Consider the following 18,913-nt stretch of genomic DNA (forward strand, 5'->3'; position numbering starts at 1 on the left):
GGTCACCGGGGCCGGGCCCCGTGCTACGTTCGGCCGGTGGCCGACTCTGTCGTACTGGATCCGGTCGATCTCCACCTGCTGCGGTTGCTGCAGAACGACGCCCGGACGACCTACCGCGACCTCGCCGCGCAGGTCGGGGTGGCGCCGTCGACCTGTCTGGACCGGGTGGCCCGGCTGCGCCGCGCCGGGGTGATCCTCGGCCATCGGCTGCGCCTGGACCCGGCGAAGCTGGGGCGCGGCCTGGAGGCGCTGCTGTCGGTGCAGGTGCGACCGCACCGGCGGGAACTGGTGGAGCCGTTCGTGGAGCGGATCCGGGCGCTGCCGGAGTCGCGGACCGTCTTCCACCTGACCGGCCCGGACGACTACCTCGTCCATGTCGCGGTCGCCGGCATGACGGACCTGCAACGGCTCGTCCTGGACGAGTTCACGTCCCGGCGGGAGGTGGCGCGCGTCGAGACCCGGCTGATCTTCCAGCAGTGGGACTGCGGACCCCTGCTGCCGCCCGCGCCCTGACCGGGGCACGCCCTGGGCGAAATCCGGCCGCCGCGGCGCACGCGTTCGATGAACCGGGCTGACGCGCACCGGATTCCGTACGAGGATGTCCGCATGTCAGAGACGACCACGAGCCCACTGCCCCGCGAGGTCGCCGACGCCTACGTCGACGACCTCGTCGCCCTCGACCCGGTCACCGGTACGTACCTCGGCGTGAAGGAGAGTTCCAGCCGTCTGCCCGACTTCTCGCCCGCCGGGCAGGAGGCCCTGGCCGAGCTGGCGCGGGCGACGCTCGCGAAGCTGGACGAGGCGGAGCGCCGGCCGGGCGCGGACACCGACGCGGAACGGCGCTGCGGCCGGCTGCTGCGCGAGCGGCTCACCGCCGAACTCGCCGTCCACGAGGCCGAGGAGGGCCTGCGCTCGGTCGGCAACATGAGCACGCCGGCGCACGCGGTCCGGGAGATCTTCACCGTGACGCCGACGGGGACGGACGAGGACTGGGCGGCCGTCGCCGAGCGGCTGCGCGCCGTACCGGACGCGCTGGCGGGCTACCGGGAATCCCTCGCCCTCGGCCTGGAACGCAAGCTGTACGCGGGACCGCGCCCGACCGCCACCTTCGTCGAGCAGCTCGGCGAGTGGGCCGACACCGGTCAGGGCCGCGGCTGGTTCGAGGACTTCGCGTCCGCCGGTCCCCAGGCGCTGCGCGCCGAGCTCGACGAGGCCGCCCGTGCCGCGACCGCCGCCGTGGCCGAACTGCGCGACTGGATGCGCGACGTGTACGCCCCGGCGGTCGAGGGCGCGCCGGACACGGTGGGCCGGGAGCGCTACGCCCGCTGGTCCCGCTACTTCAACGGCACCGACCTGGACCTGGACGAGGCGTACGCGTACGGCTGGTCCGAGTACCACCGCCTGCTCGGGGAGATGAGGAAGGAGGCGGAGAAGGTCCTGCCGGGTGCCGGGACGCCGTGGGTGGCGCTGGCGCACCTGGACGAGCACGGCCGGCACATCGAGGGCGTCGACGAGGTCCGCGACTGGCTGCAGGGCCTGATGGACCGGGCGATCGACGCGCTGGACGGCACCCACTTCGACCTGGCCGAGCGGGTGCGGAGGGTGGAGTCGTGCATCGCCCCGCCCGGCAGCGCGGCGGCGCCGTACTACACGCCTCCGTCGGAGGACTTCTCCCGCCCGGGCCGCACCTGGCTGCCGACGATGGGCCAGACCCGCTTCCCCGTCTACGACCTGGTCTCCACCTGGTACCACGAGGGCGTCCCCGGCCACCACCTCCAGCTCGCCCAGTGGGCGCACGTGGCCGAGGACCTCTCCCGCTACCAGGCGTCCGTCGGCATGGTCAGCGCCAACGCCGAGGGCTGGGCGCTGTACGCGGAGCGCCTGATGGACGAACTGGGCTTCCTCACGGACGCGGAGGAGCGGCTGGGCTACCTGGACGCGCAGATGATGCGGGCCGCCCGCGTCATCGTCGACATCGGCATGCACCTGGAGCTGGAGATCCCGGCCGACTCCCCCTTCCACCCGGGCGAGCGCTGGACGCCCGAGCTGGCGCAGGAGTTCTTCGGCGCGCACAGCAGCCGTCCGGCGGACTTCGTGGAGAGCGAGCTGACCCGTTACCTGACGATTCCCGGGCAGGCGATCGGTTACAAGCTGGGCGAGCGGGCCTGGCTGCTGGGCCGGGAGAACGCGCGCAAGCGGCACGGCGACGCCTTCGACCTGAAGTCCTGGCACATGGCCGCCCTGTCGCAGGGCTCCCTGGGCCTGGACGACCTGGTGGACGAGCTGTCGCGGCTGTGAACCCGGGGCCCCGGCGCGAGGCCGGGGCCCGGACACCGGTCAGCGGCGGAAGCCGCCCTCGGAATCGATGACCTGCCCGGTGATCCACTCCGCCTCGTCGGTGGCCAGCCACGCGATGAGGCGGGCCGGGTCGTCGGGCATGCCCCACCGCCCGGCGGGGAAGCGGGCGGCGATGGCCTCGTAGTCCTCGCCGGTCATGTAGTCGGTGTCCACGGGACCGGGGTTGACCGTGTTCACGGTGATCGCGCGCTCGGCGAGGGCCGTCGCCAGCGAGCGCGTGACGGAGGCGAGGGCGCCCTTCTGGAGGGCGTAGGCGAGCTCGCCGGGCATGCCGCCCGCGATGTCCTGCCCGGAGGTCATCATCACCACGCGTCCGCCCGGGGTGCGCGGCGGCAGCGCGGCCCGCAGCCGGGCGTGGGCCTGCACGAGCAGCAGCACCGAGCGGGTGTCGACCGCCCAGTGCGCGTCGAGCATCGCGACGTCGAGGGCGTCCAGGGGGCCGTCGAAGCCGCTGAGGGCGTGGTTGGCGATCAGGATGTCGAGCCGTCCGCCCAGCGCGCCGGCGGCCCGGGCGACGAGTTCGGCGGGGGCGGCCGGGTCGGCGAGGTCGCCGGGTCCGGCGAGCACGGCCGCGGCGGGATCGCCGGCCGCCTCGCGCACGGAGGCGACCACGTCGTCGATCCGGTCGGCGCCCCAGGGCCGGGCGGCGTCGTGCGGCACGTGGTGGTGCAGGTACACGCTCGCGCCGTATGCGGCGAGCCGCCGGGCGACGGCGTGCCCGATGCCGCCGCGCCTGCTGGCACCGGTGACGAGGGCGGTCCGGCCGCGCAGGGGCAGGGGGTCGCGGCGCAACTGGCCGGGGGTGGGATGCGGAAGCAGGGGCATGGGACCCCATGATGGCCGCCCCCGCGGTGCCGCGCACGCGGTTGTCGGCGGCGGAGCCGGCGCCCGCGGGGCGGCAGCCGCCTTCCGCCGCGCCCGACGGCGCCGTCGGCGTGCTGCTCGCCGCCCGTCGGGTCTCAGGCGGTGCCCCGCTGCCGCAGCACCGATCCCGACCGGCCCTTGACGACCTCCAGTTGCGCGTGGACGCGCCGCCGCAGGTCGGGGACGTGGCTGACGATGCCGACGCTGCGGTCCCGCTCGCGCAGGGAGTCGAGCACGTCGAGGACCTCGTCGAGGGTCTGGTCGTCGAGGCTGCCGAAGCCCTCGTCGATGAAGAGGGTGTCCAGGCGGACGCCGCCCGCCTCGTCGGTGACGACGTCGGCCAGGCCGAGGGCGAGGGCGAGGGAGGCGAAGAACGTCTCGCCGCCGGACAGGGTCGCCGTGTCGCGTTCGCGTCCGGTCCAGGCGTCGACGACGTGCAGGCCCAGGCCGCTGCGGCCGCGCCCGGTGCGGCCGTCGGAGTGGACGAGGGTGTAGCGGCCGGACGACATGCGCTGCAGCCGCGCGGTCGCCGCGGCGGCCACCTGTTCCAGCCGGGCGGCCAGCACGTACGACTCCAGGCGCATGCGGTGTTCGTTCTCCGCGGAGGTGCCGGCGGCCAGGGTGGCCAGGCGGGCCACCCGGTCGTACTCCTCACGCAGCGGCGCCAGGCGGCGCGCGGAGGCGGCGGCTCGCGCGGAGAGGCGGTCGAGCTCGGCGCAGCGCCGGGCGGCGGCGTCGCGCGCGGAGGCGGCGTCGCGCACCCGCCGGGCGGCGTCGGCCGCGGCCCGTTCGGCGGCGGCGAGGTCGGCGGGCGGGTGCGCGGCGGCGGCCGCGGTGTCGGCCTCGGCGAGGATCGCGCGGACGGCGGCCTCCTCGGTCTGCCACTCGTCGAGCCGCCGCCGCAGGGCGCGGTGGGCGGTGTCGTCGAGGAGTGCGTCGGCCGCGGCCCGCGGGGTGTCGAAGCCGGCCCGGTAGGCGGCGTCGGCGAGGCGGGCGTCGGCGTCCTTCAGGCGCTGGGCGGCGTCCTCGGCGGCGCGGGCCGCGTCGGCGGCGCCGGTCAGCGCGGCAGCCCGCCGCTCCAGCTGCGCGGCCCGCGCGGCCACGCTGTCGGCGCTGCCTCGCGCCTGCGCCAACTCCTCCTCCAGCGACGCCTTTTCCCGTTCCAGCCGTTCGCGCCGGCCCACCCGGGCGGCGGCCCGCACCGCGGCCTGCTGCTGCGCGGCGATGCGCTCCTCCCGCTCCGTCTCCGCCCGGCGCAGCTCCTCCTGTGCGGCGTGCAGTCCGCAGGCCACGGCACGTGCCTGCGCGTACGCCCGTTCCAGTTCCTCGGCCTGCTCGGCCAGCCGGCCGGTGGGCGCCTCGCCCGCCTCGGCGGTGGCGGCGGCCAGCGCCTCCCGCACGGCGGCCAGCCGCCGTTCGTCCTCCGCGCGCCGCTCCTCGGCGCGCTGGAAGGCGGCGAGGGCGCGTTCCTCCGCCTCGCGGTCGACGTGCCCGGCGACCTTGCGGGCGGGCGCGGGGTGCTCGGTGGCCCCGCAGACGGCGCACGGTTCGCCGTCGGCGAGGGTGGCGGCGAGTTCGGCGGCGATGCCGTTCAGCCGCTGCTCCTTCAGGTCGAGCCAACGGGTGCGGGCCTCGGCGGCGTGTTCGGCGGAGGCGAGGGCACGGCGGCGGGCGTCGTCGGTCTCGGCGGTCAGCCGGTCCCGCTGCCGGGCCGCCGCCAGCCGCTGCCGGGCGGGCTCCCGCTGCACGGCGAGCTGTTCGGCGCGGGTCGCGGCCTCCCGGGCCGCGTCGATACGGGCCTGGAGTCCGGTACGGGCGGCCTCCCAGTCGGCGAGCCAGCTCTCCGCCTCGTGCAGGGCGTCCTCGTCGGCGCGTTCCTGGCGGTCCAAGTCGGCGCGTTCGGCGTCGAGTTCGGCCAGCCGCCGCTCGGCGCGGCGGGCCGACTCCAGTCCGCCCAGCTCCTCGGCGGCCCGGCGGGCGGCGGCGGCCAGCCCGGCGGCACCGGCCTCCGCGAAGGCGTCCGGCAGCGCGGCACGCGCGCGTGCCTCGGCGGCGGCGGCCCGCCGGTGCTCGGCGTCGGCGGCGTCCCGCAGTTCCAGGGCGGGTGCCACCGCCTCGGCCTTGCGGGCCCGCTCCATGCGCTCCTGCGCCTCGCGGTGGGCCCCGGCCCGTTCCGCCAGCCGCTCGGCCCGCTGCCGCGCCTCGGCGAACCGCCGCTGCAGCCGGGCCCTCTCCCGTACGTCCGCCAGGTCGCGCTCGGCGGCGGTCTGGGCGGACTCGGCCGCGGCCAGGCGCAGCCGGGCGATGGCCAGTTGTTCACGGGCGGTGCTGCGGGCGACGGCGGCGGCGGTCAGCACGGCCGCGGCCAGGCCCGGCTCGCCCGGCGTCAGCTCCGGGAGCCGCAGGGAGCCGCCCGCGGCCTGCTGCATGCGGTGGGCGTCGGCCAGCAGCGCGGCGTCCCCGTCCCGTACCTGCGCCTCGGTGGCGCGCCGCCGCTCGGCCAGGCGCTTTTCGACGTCGGCGAAGCGGCGGGTGTCGAAGAGGCGGCCCAGCAGCTTGCCCCGCGCCTCGGCGTCGGCGCGCAGGAACCGCGCGAAGTCCCCCTGCGGCAACAGCACCACCTGGCAGAACTGCTCGCGGCTCATGCCGAGCAGCCCGGTGATCTCCTCGCCGATCTCCTGGTGGGAGCGGCTGAGGTCCTTCCAGGCCCCGGCCTTCGCGTCGTACTCGCGCAACCAGGTCTGCGCCTTGTCCACGGTGGTGCCCGCACCGCGCTTCTTGGGGCGCTCCCAGGGCGGCTGCCGGGTGATCTCCAACCGGCGTCCGGCGACGGTGAGTTCGAGGGTCACCGAGGTGCGGGTCGCGGGCGCGGCGTGGTCGCTGCGCAGGGTCGTGCCCTGACCGCTGTGCCGGGCCCCCGGCACCGAGCCGTACAGCGCGTAGCACACGGCGTCCAGGACGGAGGTCTTCCCCGCGCCGGTGGGTCCGTGCAGCAGGAACAGCCCGGCCGCCGACAGCGCGTCGAAGTCGACCCTCTGCGCGCCGCCGAACGGCCCGAAGGCGGTGATGTCCAGCCGGTGCAGCCTCATCGGGCCCCTCCCCCGTCCGCCGTGTCCGTCCCGTACGCCGTCCTCACCGGGCCACTTCCCGCGCGGCGGCGTCCGCGCGGACCGCGTCGAAGGCGTCCCGCAGCACGGCCCGCTCGTCCGCGTCGGGTCCGGTGCCGCGCACGTGGGCGACGAAGTCCTCGGCGATCTCCTGGTCGCTGCGGTCGGCGAGACGCCGGGCGTAGGAGGCCCCGGTGTCCCCGGCGGTGCGCTCGGGGTCGAAGACGAGGGCGAGCGTGTGCGGGAACCGCTCGGTGAGTCGGGCCATGGGGTCGGCGGGGCGCACGGGGTCGGTGAGCGTCGCCTCGACCCACGCCTCCTCGTGCCGCGCCAGCTCCGGGTCGGCGAGCAGGTCCTCCAGCCTTCCCCGCAGGCGGGCCAGCGGGCGCGGCACGGGGCAGTCGACCCGCTCGGCGCTCAGCGAGCCGTCGGCGCCGAGGTCGACGAGCCACATGCTCTTGCGGTGGCCGGCCTCGGAGAAGGAGTAGGGCAGCGGTGAACCGGAGTAGCGGACCCGTTCGGTGATGGTCTGACAGCCGTGCAGGTGGCCGAGGGCCACGTAGTCGACGCCGTCGAAGACCCCGGCGGGCACGGCGGCCACTCCGCCGACGGTGATGTCCCGCTCGCTGTCGCTGGGTTCGCCGCCGGTGACGAAGGCGTGGGCGAGGACGACGGAGCGGGTGCCCGGGGCGCGGGTGGCGAGGTCGGCGCGGACCCGGTTCATGGCGGCGGCGAGAACGGCCTCGTGGCCTGCCCTGTCCACGGCGAACTCGTCCTTCACCAGAGCGGGTTCGAGGTAGGGCAGCCCGTAGAAGGCCACGTCCCCGTGCTCGTCGGCCAGCACCACCGGGGTGCCGCACGCCGAGGGCTCGGTCCGCAGGTGGATGCCGGCCCGCCCGATCAGCCCGGCGCCCACGCCCAGACGGCGGGCGGAGTCGTGGTTCCCGGAGATCATCACCGTGGGCACGCCGAGGTCGGCGAGGCGGTGCAGGGTGTCGTCGAACAGCTCGACCGCGGCCAGCGGCGGCACCGCCCGGTCGTACACGTCGCCCGACACGACCACCGCGTCCACGGCGCGCTCGCGCACGGTGGTGACGAGGTGGCCGATGAAGTCGGCCTGGGCGCCGAGCATGCCGACCCGGTGGAACGACCGTCCCAGGTGCCAGTCGGAGGTGTGCAGGATCCTCACGACACCGCTCCGCCCCGCATGTCTCTCCTCTGTCTGGCCTCCGGACAGCACCGGGCCCGCAGGGCCCCGCTGTGAGCACCCACCACGGTAACGCCCGCGGGCCTCCGGATCCTCACCGCCCTCAGGCGTCCCCGGGGACACGGGGCGGTCCTGGGGCCGCGGCCCGCCCCGGGGCCGGGCGGGCCGCGGGGAGGCGGCGGGTCACGCCCGAGGCTCACCGCCCGGGTGCCGTACCCGGGTGGTGAGCCCGTCCGGACGGGTGCGTTCAGCAGCCGGTGGTCCAGATGTGGGAGTCACCGCGGTCGTTGGCGCCGGCGTTGTAGCCGACCTCCTGGCCGGGGCGCAGGCAGATGGTGACGCCGCCGCCCTGCCAGGCGCTGGCGTAGACCTTGACGTGGTCCTTGATGCCCGGACCGGAGATGCCTCGGTTGGCCCAGGAGCTGTCCTGGTCGGCGATGTTGCCCTCCCACCAGCCGTCGTCGCCGGACCAGCTCACGCCCAGGCCGCCGAAGTTGGCGTCGGTGTAGGCGCAGAAGTTCCCGCGGGCGCAGGGGGCGGCGGCCTGGGCCGTGGTGGGGACGGCGGCCAGGGTGGCGGCGGTGGCGAGGATCAGGCCGGCCGTGGTGGCGATGGTCTTGCGCATGGTGTCGTTCCTTTCGGTGGTGATCGGTGATCACGGTGGGTGGAACCGAGTGGTCCCGGCGGGACGCACTCGCCGGACCCGGTGCCCGGCCGGCCGGTCGGTCCGTTGGCCGGTCTGGCTCCGGGAGTCTGCCGAGGAGGTGTCAGAGGCCGTGCCGCACGGCGTGGCGCAGGCCGCGCTCGCGCATGCTCCGGTGGTCGGCGATCAGGTCGGCGTACTCGGCCCGCAGGTCGGCCGTGTGGCGTCGCTCCAGCCGGGCGCCCGTACCGGCGAGGTCCGTGCTCCGCACGCACCGCGCCTCGGCCACGGCGTACCGCCGCTGCAGGGCCGCGGCGCGGTCCGGTGGGAGGCCGCGGGCGCGGCGCTGCCACGCGTCGCGCAGCTCACCGGGGTCGTCGGCCTTGTGCACCGGGGCGACGCAGCGGGCCCAGCGGGCGAGTACGGCCCGGTAGGCGGGGTCCCGGGTCACCCGGTGGTGCGCGGCGGCCTCCAGGTTGTCGACCGCCACCGTGGCGCGGAACCAGCGCGCCTGGTCGCCGTACAGGACGCGCTGCGCCTCGGCGAGGCACCCGTCGCTGTTGGCCCGGACGACGAGTCCGGTGGCCGTCCGGGTGGACAGCTCGCGGCGTCCGGTGCCGAACATCGCGTCGAGGAAGCGCTGTTGGCGCCGTGCCTCCTGCGCGTCGGACCGCGGCTCCTGTGCGCGGGCGCCGTCCTCGCCGTGCCGGCGTGCGGTTTCTGCGGCGCCGCCGAAGCCGTGCTGGGCGGCCCAGGCGGGGTCGTCGATCCCGTAGGGGAACGGACGCCGTGCCGCGGCTTCCCGGCTGTCCGGTGCGGGGCCGCCGCCGGTCCGGTCCCCGGTGTCCGGGCCGGGGGGCGCCGGCGGCGGCGTCACCCGGCGCTCGGCCAGGCACCGCTGGGCCAGCGTGGATTCGGCGCGCTTGAGCAGGTCGTCCTGGGCCCGGACGGACCCCGGTACGGACTGCGGCTTCCCCGCGTCGTCCCGGCCCGGGCCTTCCGCGCAGCCACCCGCCGTGGACACCACGCACATCGACAGCGCCGCCATGGCGACGAATCCGAAAGCCCGCACCGTGGTCACCCCCGCCTTCGTCCGGTCCCGCGGACCGGGTCGGCCGTCCTCCGACTTCCCGTCGGCTCGATTCCCATTAGAGGGGAGGCGGGGGTGGTTGTGATCCTCGGAAGTGATAGGGCGACCGGGAAGCCGCCCGGCGAGAACCCGCCGGGCGGCGGGGAGGAATCCGCGGCGTCCTACGACGCGCCCGGTCCGTGCCCGTCGCGGTAACGGGGGGCGAGCGAGGCGCCCGACCCTCCCCGCAGGGCGACTTCCGCCTCCACCAGCCGCTCCACCGCGCCGGCGTCCGCCAGGCCCGGCACGCACACCACCTCGCCCGCCGCCAGCGCGGCCAGTGAGGCGGTCACCACGTCGGCCGCGGGCATGCCGCCCTCGTCGTGGACGCGCCGCTCGCCCTCGACCGGGGTGTCGCCCGCGCCGAGGTGGAACTCGGTGGCGGTCAGGCCGGGGCAGACGACCTGCACCCGCACCGGCGTGCCGGCCAGTTCGGCGGCGAGGGTCCTGGTGAACGTCACCATGTACCCCTTCGTGCCCGCGTAGACGGCCCGGTGCGGCAGGGATCCGGGCGGCTGCGACCCGGCGAACGCCAGCAGCGAGGCCACGTTGATCACCGCGCCGCGGCCCTGTGCCGTCATCGCGGGGAGCGCGGCGCGGGCCAGCACCGTGGGCGCCACGACGTTCACCTCGACGACCTTGGCCAGCAGGCCGGGATCGACCTCGGTGAACGGCCCGTACCCGTTGATCCCCGCGTTGTTGACCAGCAGGCCCACGTCACCGGCGGCGACCCGCTCCGCCACCCGGGCCAGGTCGGCCGGCCGGGCGAGGTCGGCCACCACGGTCTCCACCGTCATACCGGCCGTCTCCCGCAGCCGCCCGGCGAGGCCGGTGAGGCGCTCGGCGCGCCGGGCGACCAGCACCAGGTCCCACCCGTCCGCGGCCAGCCGCTGCGCGTACTCGGTCCCGATGCCCGAGGACGCCCCGGTCACCACCGCCACGCCACGCGTCCGGTCCTGTGTCATGCCCGTCCATCCTTTCCGCCGCGGGTCCGCCACCTCGCCGAGGGCCCGCGGTCCTCCGGGACAGGCGGACACCGCTCCTGGTCGTACCCGCCCGAGTCTCGCGCACCGTCCGCCGCTCCGCCTCCGGTGCCCCGTCCCGCGGCGGCTCACGCGTCCCCGTACGCCTCCCCGCCCGGCTCGAACCGGGCCGTCCCCGCGGTCGCGTCCGCCAGCCACGAGCGGAAGGCCTCCACGTCGGCGTCCGGCAGGCCGATCTCCAGGGTGACCTCCTCGCCGTAGCGCACGTCCCGGATCGCGTGCCCGGTCGCGCGCAGGTCGTTCTGGAGCTTGCCGGCCCGCTGGTGGTCGACCGTCACGGTGGCCAGGCGGAACCGGCGGCGGGTGATCGTGCCGATGGCGTCGAGCGCCTCGCCGACCGTCCCTCCGTAGGCGCGGATGAGTCCGCCGGCGCCCAGTTTGACGCCACCGTAGTAGCGGGTGACGACGGCGACGACGTACCGCATGTCGCGGCGCAGCAGCATCTGGAGCATGGGCAGGCCGGCGGTGCCGCCGGGTTCCCCGTCGTCGCTGGCCTTCTGGACGGCGGCGTCGGCGCCGATGACGTACGCCCAGCAGTTGTGCGTGGCGTCCGCGTGCTCCTTGCGCACGGCCGCGACGAAGTCCTGCGCCTCCCGTTCGGTGGCCGCCGGGGCGAGGGCGCACAGGAAGCGGGAGCGGTTGATCTCGGTTTCGTGCACGCCCGCGCGGGCGACCGTGCGGTACTCGTCCTGCATCCGGCCAGCCTACGGGGACCGCGCGGAACACCTGCTCACCCGGGGTGGCGGGGCGGGCAGCGGGAATCGGTGACGCGGCGCCGGCGTTGTCCGGACGACAGCGCGTCCAGCAGTCCGAGGAGGCCGCCGATGTACGGCGACGAGGCAACCGTCCGCAAGATCCTCACCGAGCTCGGCGACACCTGGGCCGTGGTGGGCCTGTCGAACAACCGCCGGCGCGCGGCGTACGGCGTCGCCGAGGTGCTCCAGCGCTTCGGCAAGCGCGTCGTGCCCGTCCACCCCAGGGCGGAGACGGTGCACGGCGAGCCGGGGTACGCCTCCCTCGCGGACGTCCCCTTCGACGTGGACGTCGTCGACGTGTTCGTCAACAGCGAGCTGGCCGGGCCGGTCGCCGACGAGGCGGTCGCCGGGGGCGCGAAGGCGGTGTGGTTCCAGCTGGGGGTCGTCGACGAGGCCGCCTACGAGCGGACGCGGGCGGCCGGGCTGGAGATGGTGATGGACCGCTGCCCCGCGATCGAGATTCCGCGCCTGGGCTGATCCGCCCGCTCACCGGCGGCCCGGTCCCCGCGGCGCGCCCGTGCGGAAGGGGCCGCCGCCTCCCCGCGCCCACCGCCGGCCCTCCCGGCGATAATGCGCGGATGACCTCGCACTTTCCCCATCCGCACACCGGCCGCGTCGCCACCGCCCCGCGGCACTTCCCGGTCGTCGTCGTCGGTGCCGGCCCGGCCGGGCTCACCGTCGGCACCATCCTGCGCGCCGCGGGCGTCGACTGCCTGGTGCTGGAGACGGAGAGCCGGGAGTTCATCGAGCGGCGGCCCCGGGCGGGCTTCGTCGAGGAGTGGGCGGTGCGTGAGCTCCGGCGACGGGGCGTGGCCCGGGAGTTGCTGGACGCGGTGCCGACGCAGACCGAGTGCGAGTTCCGGGTCGGCGGCGACCGGCACCGGTTCCGGTACACCGAGCTGACCGGGCACCGCCACTTCGTCTGCCCGCAGCCGCTGCTGGTGACGGAACTGGTCCGCGAGTACGCGGACGTGCGGGGCGGCGCGATCGCCTTCGGCGTACGGGACGTGGCACTGCACGACATCGGCACGGACCGGCCCGCGGTGTCGTACCTCTGCCCGGACACGGGCGAACGGCGGCTGGTGCGCTGCGACTTCGTCGCCGGGTGCGACGGGGCGCGCGGGGTGACGCGGACCGCGCTGCCACCGGAGCGCACCTCGCGGCACGCCTACGGGATCGGCTGGCTGGCGCTGCTGGCCGAGGCGCCGCCGTCCTGCGACTGCGTCGTCTTCGGCATCCACCCGCGGGGCTTCGCCGCGCACATGGCCCGCAGCCCGCAGGTCACCCGCTACTACCTCCAATGCCCTCCCGGCGACGACCCGGAGAACTGGCCGCACGACCGGGTGTGGACCGAGCTCCGCCACCGTCTCGCCGCCCGTGGCGCCGAGCCGCTCGCCGAGGGGCGGCTGATCGAGAAGCGCGTCCTGGACCTGCACGACTACGTCGTCGAGCCCATGGTGTACGGCCGTCTCCTCCTCGCCGGTGACGCGGCCCACCTCACCTCGCCGATCGCCGCCAAGGGCATGAACCTCGCCCTGCACGACGCCTTCCTGCTGGGCGACGCGCTCGTCGCCCGTCTCACCGCGGACGACGAGCGCGGCCTGCGGGAGTACGGCGAGGCGAGCCTGCGGCGCGTGTGGCAGTACCAGGAGTTCTCGCTGTGGCTGTCCGACGTGTTCCACGGCGCCTCGTCGGGTGACCCGTTCCGCGCCGGTACGACGCTGGCCCGGTTGCGCCGCCTGCTCGCCTCCCCTCCGGCGGCGGCGGCCTTCGCCGACCTGTACACCGGAAAGGACGCCGTCCACTGACCCGGCGTCCCGGCGCCGACCGGTCCCAGGCGTCAGGCGACGCCCAGCCCCTCCAGCACCACCGCTCCGGGCAGTTCGGCGAGCGCCTTGCCGGGGACCAGCAGTTTGCCGCGCCGGCGTCCGCTGCCGACGAGGACGTACGGCAGGTCGGCGACGGCCGGGTCCACCAGGACCGGCCAGCCCTCGGGCAGGCCGACCGGGGTGATGCCGCCGTACTCCATGCCCGTCTCCCCCGTGGCCGTCTCCATGGGGGCGAACGACGCCTTGCGGGCGCCCAGGTGCCGGCGGACGGCGCCGTTGACGTCGACCCGGGTGGTGGAGAGCACCACGCACGCCGCGAGCGTGGTCTCGCCGCCGCGCTTGCCGGTGACCACCACGCAGTTGGCGGACTGTTCGAGCAGTTCGCGGCCGTAGTGCTCGACGAAGGTGGCGGTGTCGGCCCACTGCGGTTCGGTGTCGACGTAGACGATCTGGTCGGCGGGGACGCTGCCGCGCCAGTGGCGCACCGCGTCGGCGACCGGTCGGGTCAGTTCGCCGAGGCAGTCGGGCGCGGGCCGGGCGTTGTCGAAGTGTCCGATGGGTGCGTGCATGGCCGCACGCTAGCAACGTCGGGCGGCCCGGTGGCCGGGTGTCTCAGCGGACGGGCGGGACCGAGACCGCCATGACCATCTCCATGGGCACGTCGCCGTCGTTGCCGTAGGCGTGCGGGGCGTCGGCCTCGAAGGAGGCGCTGGCGCCCGCCGGGACGCGGTGCGCCGCGCCGTCGACGGTGAGGGTCAGTTCCCCGGCCGTGACGTGCACGAGTTCGACCGTGCCGGCGAGGTGCGGGTCGGACGGGCTGCTCTCGCCGGGCATGAGCCGCCAGTCCCACATCTCCAGCGGCCCGGGCGCCTCGGTGCCGGCCAGGAGCCGGTTGTAGCTGCCGGCACCGGTGTGCCAGAGCCGGACGGCCTGCTCGGCGGGAACGATGCGGACTCTGGGGCCCTGCGCGTGGTCGAGCAGGGTGGTGATGCCGACGCCGAGGGCGTCGCCGATCTTGACGACCGTGCCGAGGCTGGGGTTGGTGCGGGCCTGCTCGATCTGGATGATCATGCCGCGGCTGACCCCGGCGCGGGCGGCGAGCGCGTCGAGGGTGAAGCCGAGCTCGGTGCGCCGGCGTTTGACGTTGCGCGCCAGGGACTGGGTCAGCAGGTCGAGGTCCGACACATTCCGTCCAATGTCATGGATGACTCGGTACATCTCGCTGAACTGCGGTGTGATGCACCCGATCGTTCACTGAACTGTACTGCGCGGCCACCGTCCCGTGACGGCTCTCCTCGCCCTGGCCACCAGCCCCCTGGAGGGCCCGGCGGATTCCGGTGGCGGGGTGCCGGGCCGGCCCGCGCCCGTCCCCACGGCGGTCGTCGTCCCCCCGTCCATCGCCTCCCCGTCCACCGCCCCCGCCAGCGCCAGCAGCTGCTGCGGGGTGACGCCCTCCGGTACGGGCACCGGCGCCGGGGTCCTGAGCGGCGGCTGCCAGCCGTCGGCGGGGGTCCAGCGCCGTACGACCCGGGCGGGGGCGCCCGCGACCACGCTGTGGTCGGGCACCGTGCCGCGGACCACGGCGCCCGCGGCCACCACCACGTTCCGTCCGATCCGCGCCCCCGGCAGGATCACCGCGCCGGTGCCGATCCAGCAGCCGGGCCCGATCGACACCGGCTCCATCCGGGGCCACTGCTTGCCGATGGGCTGGTGGGGATCGTCGTAGGAGTGGTTGGTGGAGGTGACGTAGACGTACGGCCCGAAGTAGCAGTCGCTGCCGATGGTGACCGCGGTGTCGGCGATGACGTGGCTGCCGCGGCCCAGGACGACGCCGTCGCCGATGCGCAGGATCGGCTCGGGGCCGAGGTCGAGGTCGGGCATCAGTCCGGCGGTGAGGGTGACCTGCTCGCCGATGACGCAGTGGGCGCCCAGGTGGATCCACGGTTCGCCGAAGACCGTGCCGAGCGGGAAGGCGAGCCGCGTGCCGGTGCCGAGGGCGCCGAAGCGGAAGCGCCCGGGGTGTTCGGTGGTGACGGACCCCGTGCGCTGCGCCCAGGCCCACCCCGCGTGGACGGCGCGCTGTGCGAGGCGGCGCCGCCAGGACGAGAACGTGTTCTTGGGCTCGGGCACCCGCTTACCGTACTCAGCGTGCGCGGCGCCGCCACCGCCCAGGTCTTGTGATCTTCACCCCACCGGGTGGCGTACGGTGCCGTACATCACCCGACCAGGAGGCGACGATGACGCACGAGGCGCTGATCAGAGGCATCGGCGGCAGGGACCCGAAGGTGGACGCGGAGGCGTTCGTGGCGCCGACGTCCACGGTCATCGGGGACGTGACCCTGTGCGCGGGGGCGAGCGTCTGGTACGGGGCGGTGCTGCGCGGCGACGTCGAGCGGATCGCGGTCGGGGCGGACAGCAACGTCCAGGACAACTGCACCCTCCACGCCGATCCCGGCTTCCCCGTCACCGTCGGCGAGCGCGTCTCCATCGGGCACAACGCGGTGGTGCACGGCGCGACCGTCGAGGACGACTGCCTGATCGGCATGGGCGCCACCGTCCTCAACGGCGCGGTGATCGGCGCCGGTTCCCTGGTCGCCGCCCAGGCCCTGGTCCCGCAGGGCATGCGGGTGCCCCCGGGCTCCCTCGTCGCGGGCGTGCCGGCGACGGTGAGGCGGCAGCTGACGGACGGGGAACGCGAGGGCGTCACCCTGAACGGGACGAGGTACGCGGAGCTGGCCAAGGCGCACCGCGAGGTCCACGGCGGCCCGCACTGACGCCTCGGGGTTCAGTCGGTGGCCGGGACCGTCTCCGGCTCGGCCGCCGGCGCCTGCCGCGGTGCCGCCGCCCGCGCCCTGCGCTTGAGGACCAGCATCGAGGTCAGGCCGATCAGCACGGCGGCCACCAGGCCCAGCCAGGAGAAGCGCTTGAGCCAGGACTCGGCGACGATCCCGACGTAGTAGATGACGGCGGTGGTGCCGCCCGCCCAGACGATGCCGCCGAGGACGTTGGCGATCAGGAACTTCCAGTACGGCATCCGCAGCACGCCCGCCAGCGGGCCGGCGAAGATGCGCAGCAGGGCGACGAAGCGGCCGAAGAAGACGGCCCACACGCCCCACTTCCGGAAGGACCGCTCGGCGGTGGCGATGTGGCCCTCGCTGAAGTGCCCGGGGAACTTCCTCCCCAGCCAGGCCAGCAGCGGTCGTCCGCCCCTGCGGCCGATGGCGTAGCCGATGGAGTCGCCGATCACGGCGCCGGCGCTGGCGCACGCGCCGAGGATCACCGGGTCGACGCCGGCGTGCTGGGAGGACAGCAGGGCTGCCGAGACCAGGATGATCTCGCCCGGCAGCGGGATGCCCAGGCTCTCCAGTCCGATGACCAGTCCCACGACGGCGTAGACGGCTGCCGCGGGCACGGTGTCGAGCCACTCCTGGACGTGCAAGGCCCCATCCTCCCGTTTCGCGTCCCTGCCGCCCGGGCTTCCCGGACGTGCGCGGTTCTCCCGGGCGTGCGCGCGAGGCGGCGCACGCCCGGGAAGCCTACCGGGTCACCGGCAGGCCCCCGCGTCCCGCGGGGACGGAGGTGTCACGGACCACAGCGCCGCGGGTCGCAGCGGCCCACCGCCCCGGGGCGCTTCCGGGATCCTTGCGGGGCCGGACGTCGCCGCGAGGCGGGCCGCAAGCCATTTGGCAACTCGGACGGCCTGCGGCGATAGTCGGGCCGTGACCACGACCGCCACCGCCTCCCGACGTCCCCGCGGACCCGCCTGGGCGGGCCGCAACTACTCCCTGCTGACCGCCGCCGCGGTGGTCACGAGCCTCGGCAGCCAGGGCGCGCTGATCGCCGCCGCGTTCGCCGTGCTGGAGGCCGGTGGCGACGGCGGCGACGTGGGCCTCGTGGCCGCCGCCCGCACGCTGCCGCTGGTGCTGTTCCTGCTGATCGGCGGCGCCGTCGCGGACCGCCTGCCGCGGCACCGGGTCATGGTCGCGGCCAACGCCCTCAACTGCCTGTCGCAGGCCGCCTTCGCCGCGCTCGTCCTGACCGGTCGGGCACAGCTGTGGCAGATGATGCTGCTGACCGCGCTGGGCGGCACCGGCCAGGCGTTCTTCAGTCCGGCCGCCGAGGGCATGCTGATGTCCTCGGTCCGGGGCGAGCAGGCGGGCCGCGCCTTCGCCGTGTTCCGGATGGCGATGCAGGGCGCGGCCCTGGGCGGCGCCGCGCTGGGCGGCGCGATGGTCGCCGTGATCGGTCCGGGCTGGGTGCTCGCGGCGGACGCGGCGGCGTTCGCGGTCGCCGGGGCGCTGCGCGGCCTGCTCGACGTGGGTCACATCCCGCCGCGGGAGCCGGGCGGCGGGCTCCTCTCCGACCTGCGGGAGGGCTGGCGGGAGGTCGCCGGCCGGCCGTGGCTGTGGGGCATCGTCGTCCAGTTCTCCATCGCCAACGCGGTCGTCGGCGCGGCCGACGCGGTCTACGGCCCCCTCGTCGCCCGGGACCACCTGGGCGGGGCGGGCCCGTGGGGCCTGGCGCTGGGCTTCTTCGGCGCCGGCACGGTCGCGGGCGCGCTGCTGATGACCCGCTGGAAGCCGCGCCGCCTGCTGCTCGCGGGCACGCTGTGCGTCTTCCCGCTCGCCCTGCCCTCCGCGGCGCTCGCCGTCCCGGTCCCGATCGGCGTGCTGTGCGCGGTGATGTTCGTGACCGGCGTCACGCTGGAGGTCTTCGGCGTCTCCTGGATGACCGCGCTGCACCAGGAGATACCGGAGGACAAGCTCTCCCGGGTGTCGGCCTACGACTGGTTCGGCTCGGTGGCGCTGATGCCGCTGGCGACGGCGCTGGCGGGCCCGGCCGAGGAGGCGTTCGGGCGGACGCCGTCGCTGTGGGGCTGCGCGGCGCTGATCGTGCTGATGACGGCGCTGGTGCTGTGCGTGCCGGACGTGCGGAACCTGCGGCGCCGCACGAAGCCCGTGACCCGGGGCGGCCAGGGGGCCGGCGAGGGCTCAGCCGATGCCGAACGCCCCGTCGGGGGGCTCGGGTGACGGCACGGCGTCCTCGTCCCGCACCGGGCGGGCGCCGCCGGTGAAGTCCCGCAGCGCCGGCCCGTGTTCCACCCGGGCGGGGAAGGCGTCGGCGGCGGCGAGCCGGGCCAGCGCGGCCACGGGCAGGGGGCGGTGGGCCGCCGCCAGCACCGCGTTGCCGAAGCGGCGTCCGCGCAGCACGCCCGGCTCGGCGATCAGCACCAGTTCCCCGAAGACCTCCGCGAAGGTGGCGAGCTGGGAGCGCAGGAAGGCGAACGGGGCCCCGTCGGCCAGGTTGGCCACGTACACGCCGTCGTCCCGCAGGACCCTCCCGGCCTCGCGGGCGTAGGCGACGGAGGTCAGGTGCGCGGGCACGCGTGAGCCGCCGAAGACGTCGGCGACCAGGAGGTCGGCCGAGTCCGCGGGCGCGGCCTCCAGCCAGGCGCGGGCGTCGGCGGCGTGCAGGGCGACGCCGGCGCCGTCCGGGAGCGGCAGGTGCTCGGCGACCAGCTCCAGCAGGCCGCGGTCGGCCTCCACGACGTCCTGCCGGGAGCCGGGCCGGGTCGCGGCCAGGTACCGGGGCAGGGTGAGCGCGCCGCCTCCGAGGTGCAGCACGTCCAGCGCGCGCCCCGGTTCGGCGACGGTGTCCAGGACGTGCCCGAGCCGCCGGGCGTACTCGAACTCCAGGTGCTCCGGCGCGTCCAGGTCGACGTACGACTGCGGCGCCCCGTCGACCGTCAGCAGCCAGGCCCGCTCCCGGTCGACGTCGGGCATCAGCTTGGCGGTGCCGTGATCGACGGCTCGGCTCACGGGGATCGGCTCGTTCACGCGCTCATTGTGCCGGTACGGCGCCCGCGCGGATCCCGGCGGGCGTCTCCCGGTCCCCGGCCGCCGGCCCTCTTCCCGTCCGGCCGTCACCCGGGACGAGCCCGGTCCGGTCACGCCCGGCCGCAGCCGGGGGCCGGGCCG

At 75.7% G+C, this 18,913-nt stretch carries 18 protein-coding genes; 6 read left to right on the plus strand and 12 right to left on the minus strand.

The features are described 5' to 3' along the window. Nucleotides 1-36: 36 nt before the first annotated feature. Nucleotides 37-513 (plus strand): Lrp/AsnC family transcriptional regulator, encoded by a 477-nt coding sequence (locus tag ACSU6Z_RS03455; protein WP_437042732.1) that lies wholly within the window; start codon nucleotides 37-39, stop codon nucleotides 511-513. A gap of 93 nt (nucleotides 514-606) precedes the next feature. After that, a complete protein-coding gene (locus ACSU6Z_RS03460) occupies nucleotides 607-2,298 on the plus strand; it encodes a DUF885 domain-containing protein (protein WP_437042733.1) in 1,692 nt (563 codons plus the stop codon). Nucleotides 2,299-2,337: 39 nt separating this feature from the next. Here ACSU6Z_RS03460 and ACSU6Z_RS03465 read toward each other — a convergent pair whose 3' ends face one another. The 7 genes from ACSU6Z_RS03465 to ACSU6Z_RS03495 all read right to left on the minus strand — a co-directional run bounded on the left by ACSU6Z_RS03465 (nucleotide 2,338) and on the right by ACSU6Z_RS03495 (nucleotide 11,046). After that, complete coding sequence (locus ACSU6Z_RS03465) at nucleotides 2,338-3,183, minus strand: SDR family oxidoreductase (protein WP_437042735.1); 846 nt, start codon at nucleotides 3,181-3,183, stop codon at nucleotides 2,338-2,340. Between the two features lie 134 nt (nucleotides 3,184-3,317). Next, nucleotides 3,318-6,311, minus strand: coding sequence for an AAA family ATPase (locus ACSU6Z_RS03470; protein WP_437042737.1), 2,994 nt, complete (start codon nucleotides 6,309-6,311; stop codon nucleotides 3,318-3,320). A 43-nt stretch (nucleotides 6,312-6,354) separates the two neighbouring features. Beyond that, complete coding sequence (locus ACSU6Z_RS03475; RefSeq protein ID WP_437042739.1) at nucleotides 6,355-7,518, minus strand: exonuclease SbcCD subunit D; 1,164 nt, start codon at nucleotides 7,516-7,518, stop codon at nucleotides 6,355-6,357. Between the two features lie 265 nt (nucleotides 7,519-7,783). Beyond that, nucleotides 7,784-8,161, minus strand: a complete 378-nt coding sequence (locus ACSU6Z_RS03480) for a peptidase inhibitor family I36 protein (RefSeq protein WP_437042741.1) — start codon at nucleotides 8,159-8,161, stop codon at nucleotides 7,784-7,786. 142 nt (nucleotides 8,162-8,303) lie between these two features. Beyond that, nucleotides 8,304-9,260: a hypothetical protein gene (locus tag ACSU6Z_RS03485; protein WP_437042742.1), complete on the minus strand. Its 957-nt coding sequence runs from the start codon at nucleotides 9,258-9,260 to the stop codon at nucleotides 8,304-8,306. 170 nt (nucleotides 9,261-9,430) lie between these two features. After that, a complete protein-coding gene (locus ACSU6Z_RS03490) occupies nucleotides 9,431-10,273 on the minus strand; it encodes an SDR family NAD(P)-dependent oxidoreductase (protein WP_437042744.1) in 843 nt (280 codons plus the stop codon). A gap of 146 nt (nucleotides 10,274-10,419) precedes the next feature. After that, a complete protein-coding gene (locus ACSU6Z_RS03495; protein WP_437042746.1) occupies nucleotides 10,420-11,046 on the minus strand; it encodes a YigZ family protein in 627 nt (208 codons plus the stop codon). 129 nt (nucleotides 11,047-11,175) lie between these two features. Between ACSU6Z_RS03495 and ACSU6Z_RS03500 the strand changes: the two genes are divergently transcribed. Continuing rightward, nucleotides 11,176-11,583 carry a CoA-binding protein gene (locus ACSU6Z_RS03500; protein ID WP_437042748.1) on the plus strand — a complete coding sequence of 136 codons (408 nt, stop codon included), beginning with the start codon at nucleotides 11,176-11,178 and terminating at the stop codon, nucleotides 11,581-11,583. 101 nt (nucleotides 11,584-11,684) lie between these two features. Next, on the plus strand, nucleotides 11,685-12,914 hold the full coding sequence (locus ACSU6Z_RS03505) for a 4-hydroxybenzoate 3-monooxygenase (RefSeq protein WP_437042750.1): 1,230 nt from the start codon (nucleotides 11,685-11,687) through the stop codon (nucleotides 12,912-12,914). Between the two features lie 32 nt (nucleotides 12,915-12,946). On the opposite strand, the gene ACSU6Z_RS03510 is transcribed toward ACSU6Z_RS03505, so the two are convergent. The 3 genes from ACSU6Z_RS03510 to ACSU6Z_RS03520 all read right to left on the minus strand — a co-directional run bounded on the left by ACSU6Z_RS03510 (nucleotide 12,947) and on the right by ACSU6Z_RS03520 (nucleotide 15,065). Continuing rightward, nucleotides 12,947-13,504 (minus strand): YbaK/EbsC family protein, encoded by a 558-nt coding sequence (locus ACSU6Z_RS03510; RefSeq protein ID WP_437042751.1) that lies wholly within the window; start codon nucleotides 13,502-13,504, stop codon nucleotides 12,947-12,949. A gap of 43 nt (nucleotides 13,505-13,547) precedes the next feature. Continuing rightward, nucleotides 13,548-14,120 carry a helix-turn-helix domain-containing protein gene (locus tag ACSU6Z_RS03515; protein WP_437042752.1) on the minus strand — a complete coding sequence of 191 codons (573 nt, stop codon included), beginning with the start codon at nucleotides 14,118-14,120 and terminating at the stop codon, nucleotides 13,548-13,550. 66 nt (nucleotides 14,121-14,186) lie between these two features. Then, nucleotides 14,187-15,065: an acyltransferase gene (locus tag ACSU6Z_RS03520; RefSeq protein WP_437042754.1), complete on the minus strand. Its 879-nt coding sequence runs from the start codon at nucleotides 15,063-15,065 to the stop codon at nucleotides 14,187-14,189. A 107-nt stretch (nucleotides 15,066-15,172) separates the two neighbouring features. Between ACSU6Z_RS03520 and ACSU6Z_RS03525 the strand changes: the two genes are divergently transcribed. Continuing rightward, a complete protein-coding gene (locus ACSU6Z_RS03525; protein ID WP_437042756.1) occupies nucleotides 15,173-15,709 on the plus strand; it encodes a gamma carbonic anhydrase family protein in 537 nt (178 codons plus the stop codon). Nucleotides 15,710-15,720: 11 nt separating this feature from the next. Here the strand turns inward: ACSU6Z_RS03525 and ACSU6Z_RS03530 are convergent, their stop codons facing one another. After that, nucleotides 15,721-16,374: a DedA family protein gene (locus ACSU6Z_RS03530; protein ID WP_437042758.1), complete on the minus strand. Its 654-nt coding sequence runs from the start codon at nucleotides 16,372-16,374 to the stop codon at nucleotides 15,721-15,723. 280 nt (nucleotides 16,375-16,654) lie between these two features. Here ACSU6Z_RS03530 and ACSU6Z_RS03535 point away from each other — a divergent pair, with 280 nt between their 5' ends. Further along, nucleotides 16,655-17,965 (plus strand): MFS transporter, encoded by a 1,311-nt coding sequence (locus ACSU6Z_RS03535; protein WP_437042760.1) that lies wholly within the window; start codon nucleotides 16,655-16,657, stop codon nucleotides 17,963-17,965. Here the strand turns inward: ACSU6Z_RS03535 and ACSU6Z_RS03540 are convergent. Beyond that, on the minus strand, nucleotides 17,927-18,772 hold the full coding sequence (locus tag ACSU6Z_RS03540; RefSeq protein WP_437042763.1) for a spermidine synthase: 846 nt from the start codon (nucleotides 18,770-18,772) through the stop codon (nucleotides 17,927-17,929). The two genes, ACSU6Z_RS03535 and ACSU6Z_RS03540, sit on opposite strands and share 39 nt — an antisense overlap. Nucleotides 18,773-18,913 lie beyond the last annotated feature (141 nt).

Source organism: Streptomyces sp. enrichment culture (genome assembly GCF_964273145.1).
Taxonomy (GTDB): domain Bacteria; phylum Actinomycetota; class Actinomycetes; order Streptomycetales; family Streptomycetaceae; genus Streptomyces.

Coding starts and splice junctions, on each gene's coding strand:
- ACSU6Z_RS03525 (WP_437042756.1), top strand. CDS start 15,173: ATGACGCACGAGGCGCTGATCAGAGGCATCGGCGGCAGGGACCCGAAG.
- ACSU6Z_RS03465 (WP_437042735.1), bottom strand. CDS start 3,183: ATGCCCCTGCTTCCGCATCCCACCCCCGGCCAGTTGCGCCGCGACCCC.
- ACSU6Z_RS03500 (WP_437042748.1), top strand. CDS start 11,176: ATGTACGGCGACGAGGCAACCGTCCGCAAGATCCTCACCGAGCTCGGC.
- ACSU6Z_RS03495 (WP_437042746.1), bottom strand. CDS start 11,046: ATGCAGGACGAGTACCGCACGGTCGCCCGCGCGGGCGTGCACGAAACC.
- ACSU6Z_RS03480 (WP_437042741.1), bottom strand. CDS start 8,161: ATGCGCAAGACCATCGCCACCACGGCCGGCCTGATCCTCGCCACCGCC.
- ACSU6Z_RS03490 (WP_437042744.1), bottom strand. CDS start 10,273: ATGACACAGGACCGGACGCGTGGCGTGGCGGTGGTGACCGGGGCGTCC.
- ACSU6Z_RS03505 (WP_437042750.1), top strand. CDS start 11,685: ATGACCTCGCACTTTCCCCATCCGCACACCGGCCGCGTCGCCACCGCC.
- ACSU6Z_RS03460 (WP_437042733.1), top strand. CDS start 607: ATGTCAGAGACGACCACGAGCCCACTGCCCCGCGAGGTCGCCGACGCC.
- ACSU6Z_RS03470 (WP_437042737.1), bottom strand. CDS start 6,311: ATGAGGCTGCACCGGCTGGACATCACCGCCTTCGGGCCGTTCGGCGGC.
- ACSU6Z_RS03510 (WP_437042751.1), bottom strand. CDS start 13,504: ATGCACGCACCCATCGGACACTTCGACAACGCCCGGCCCGCGCCCGAC.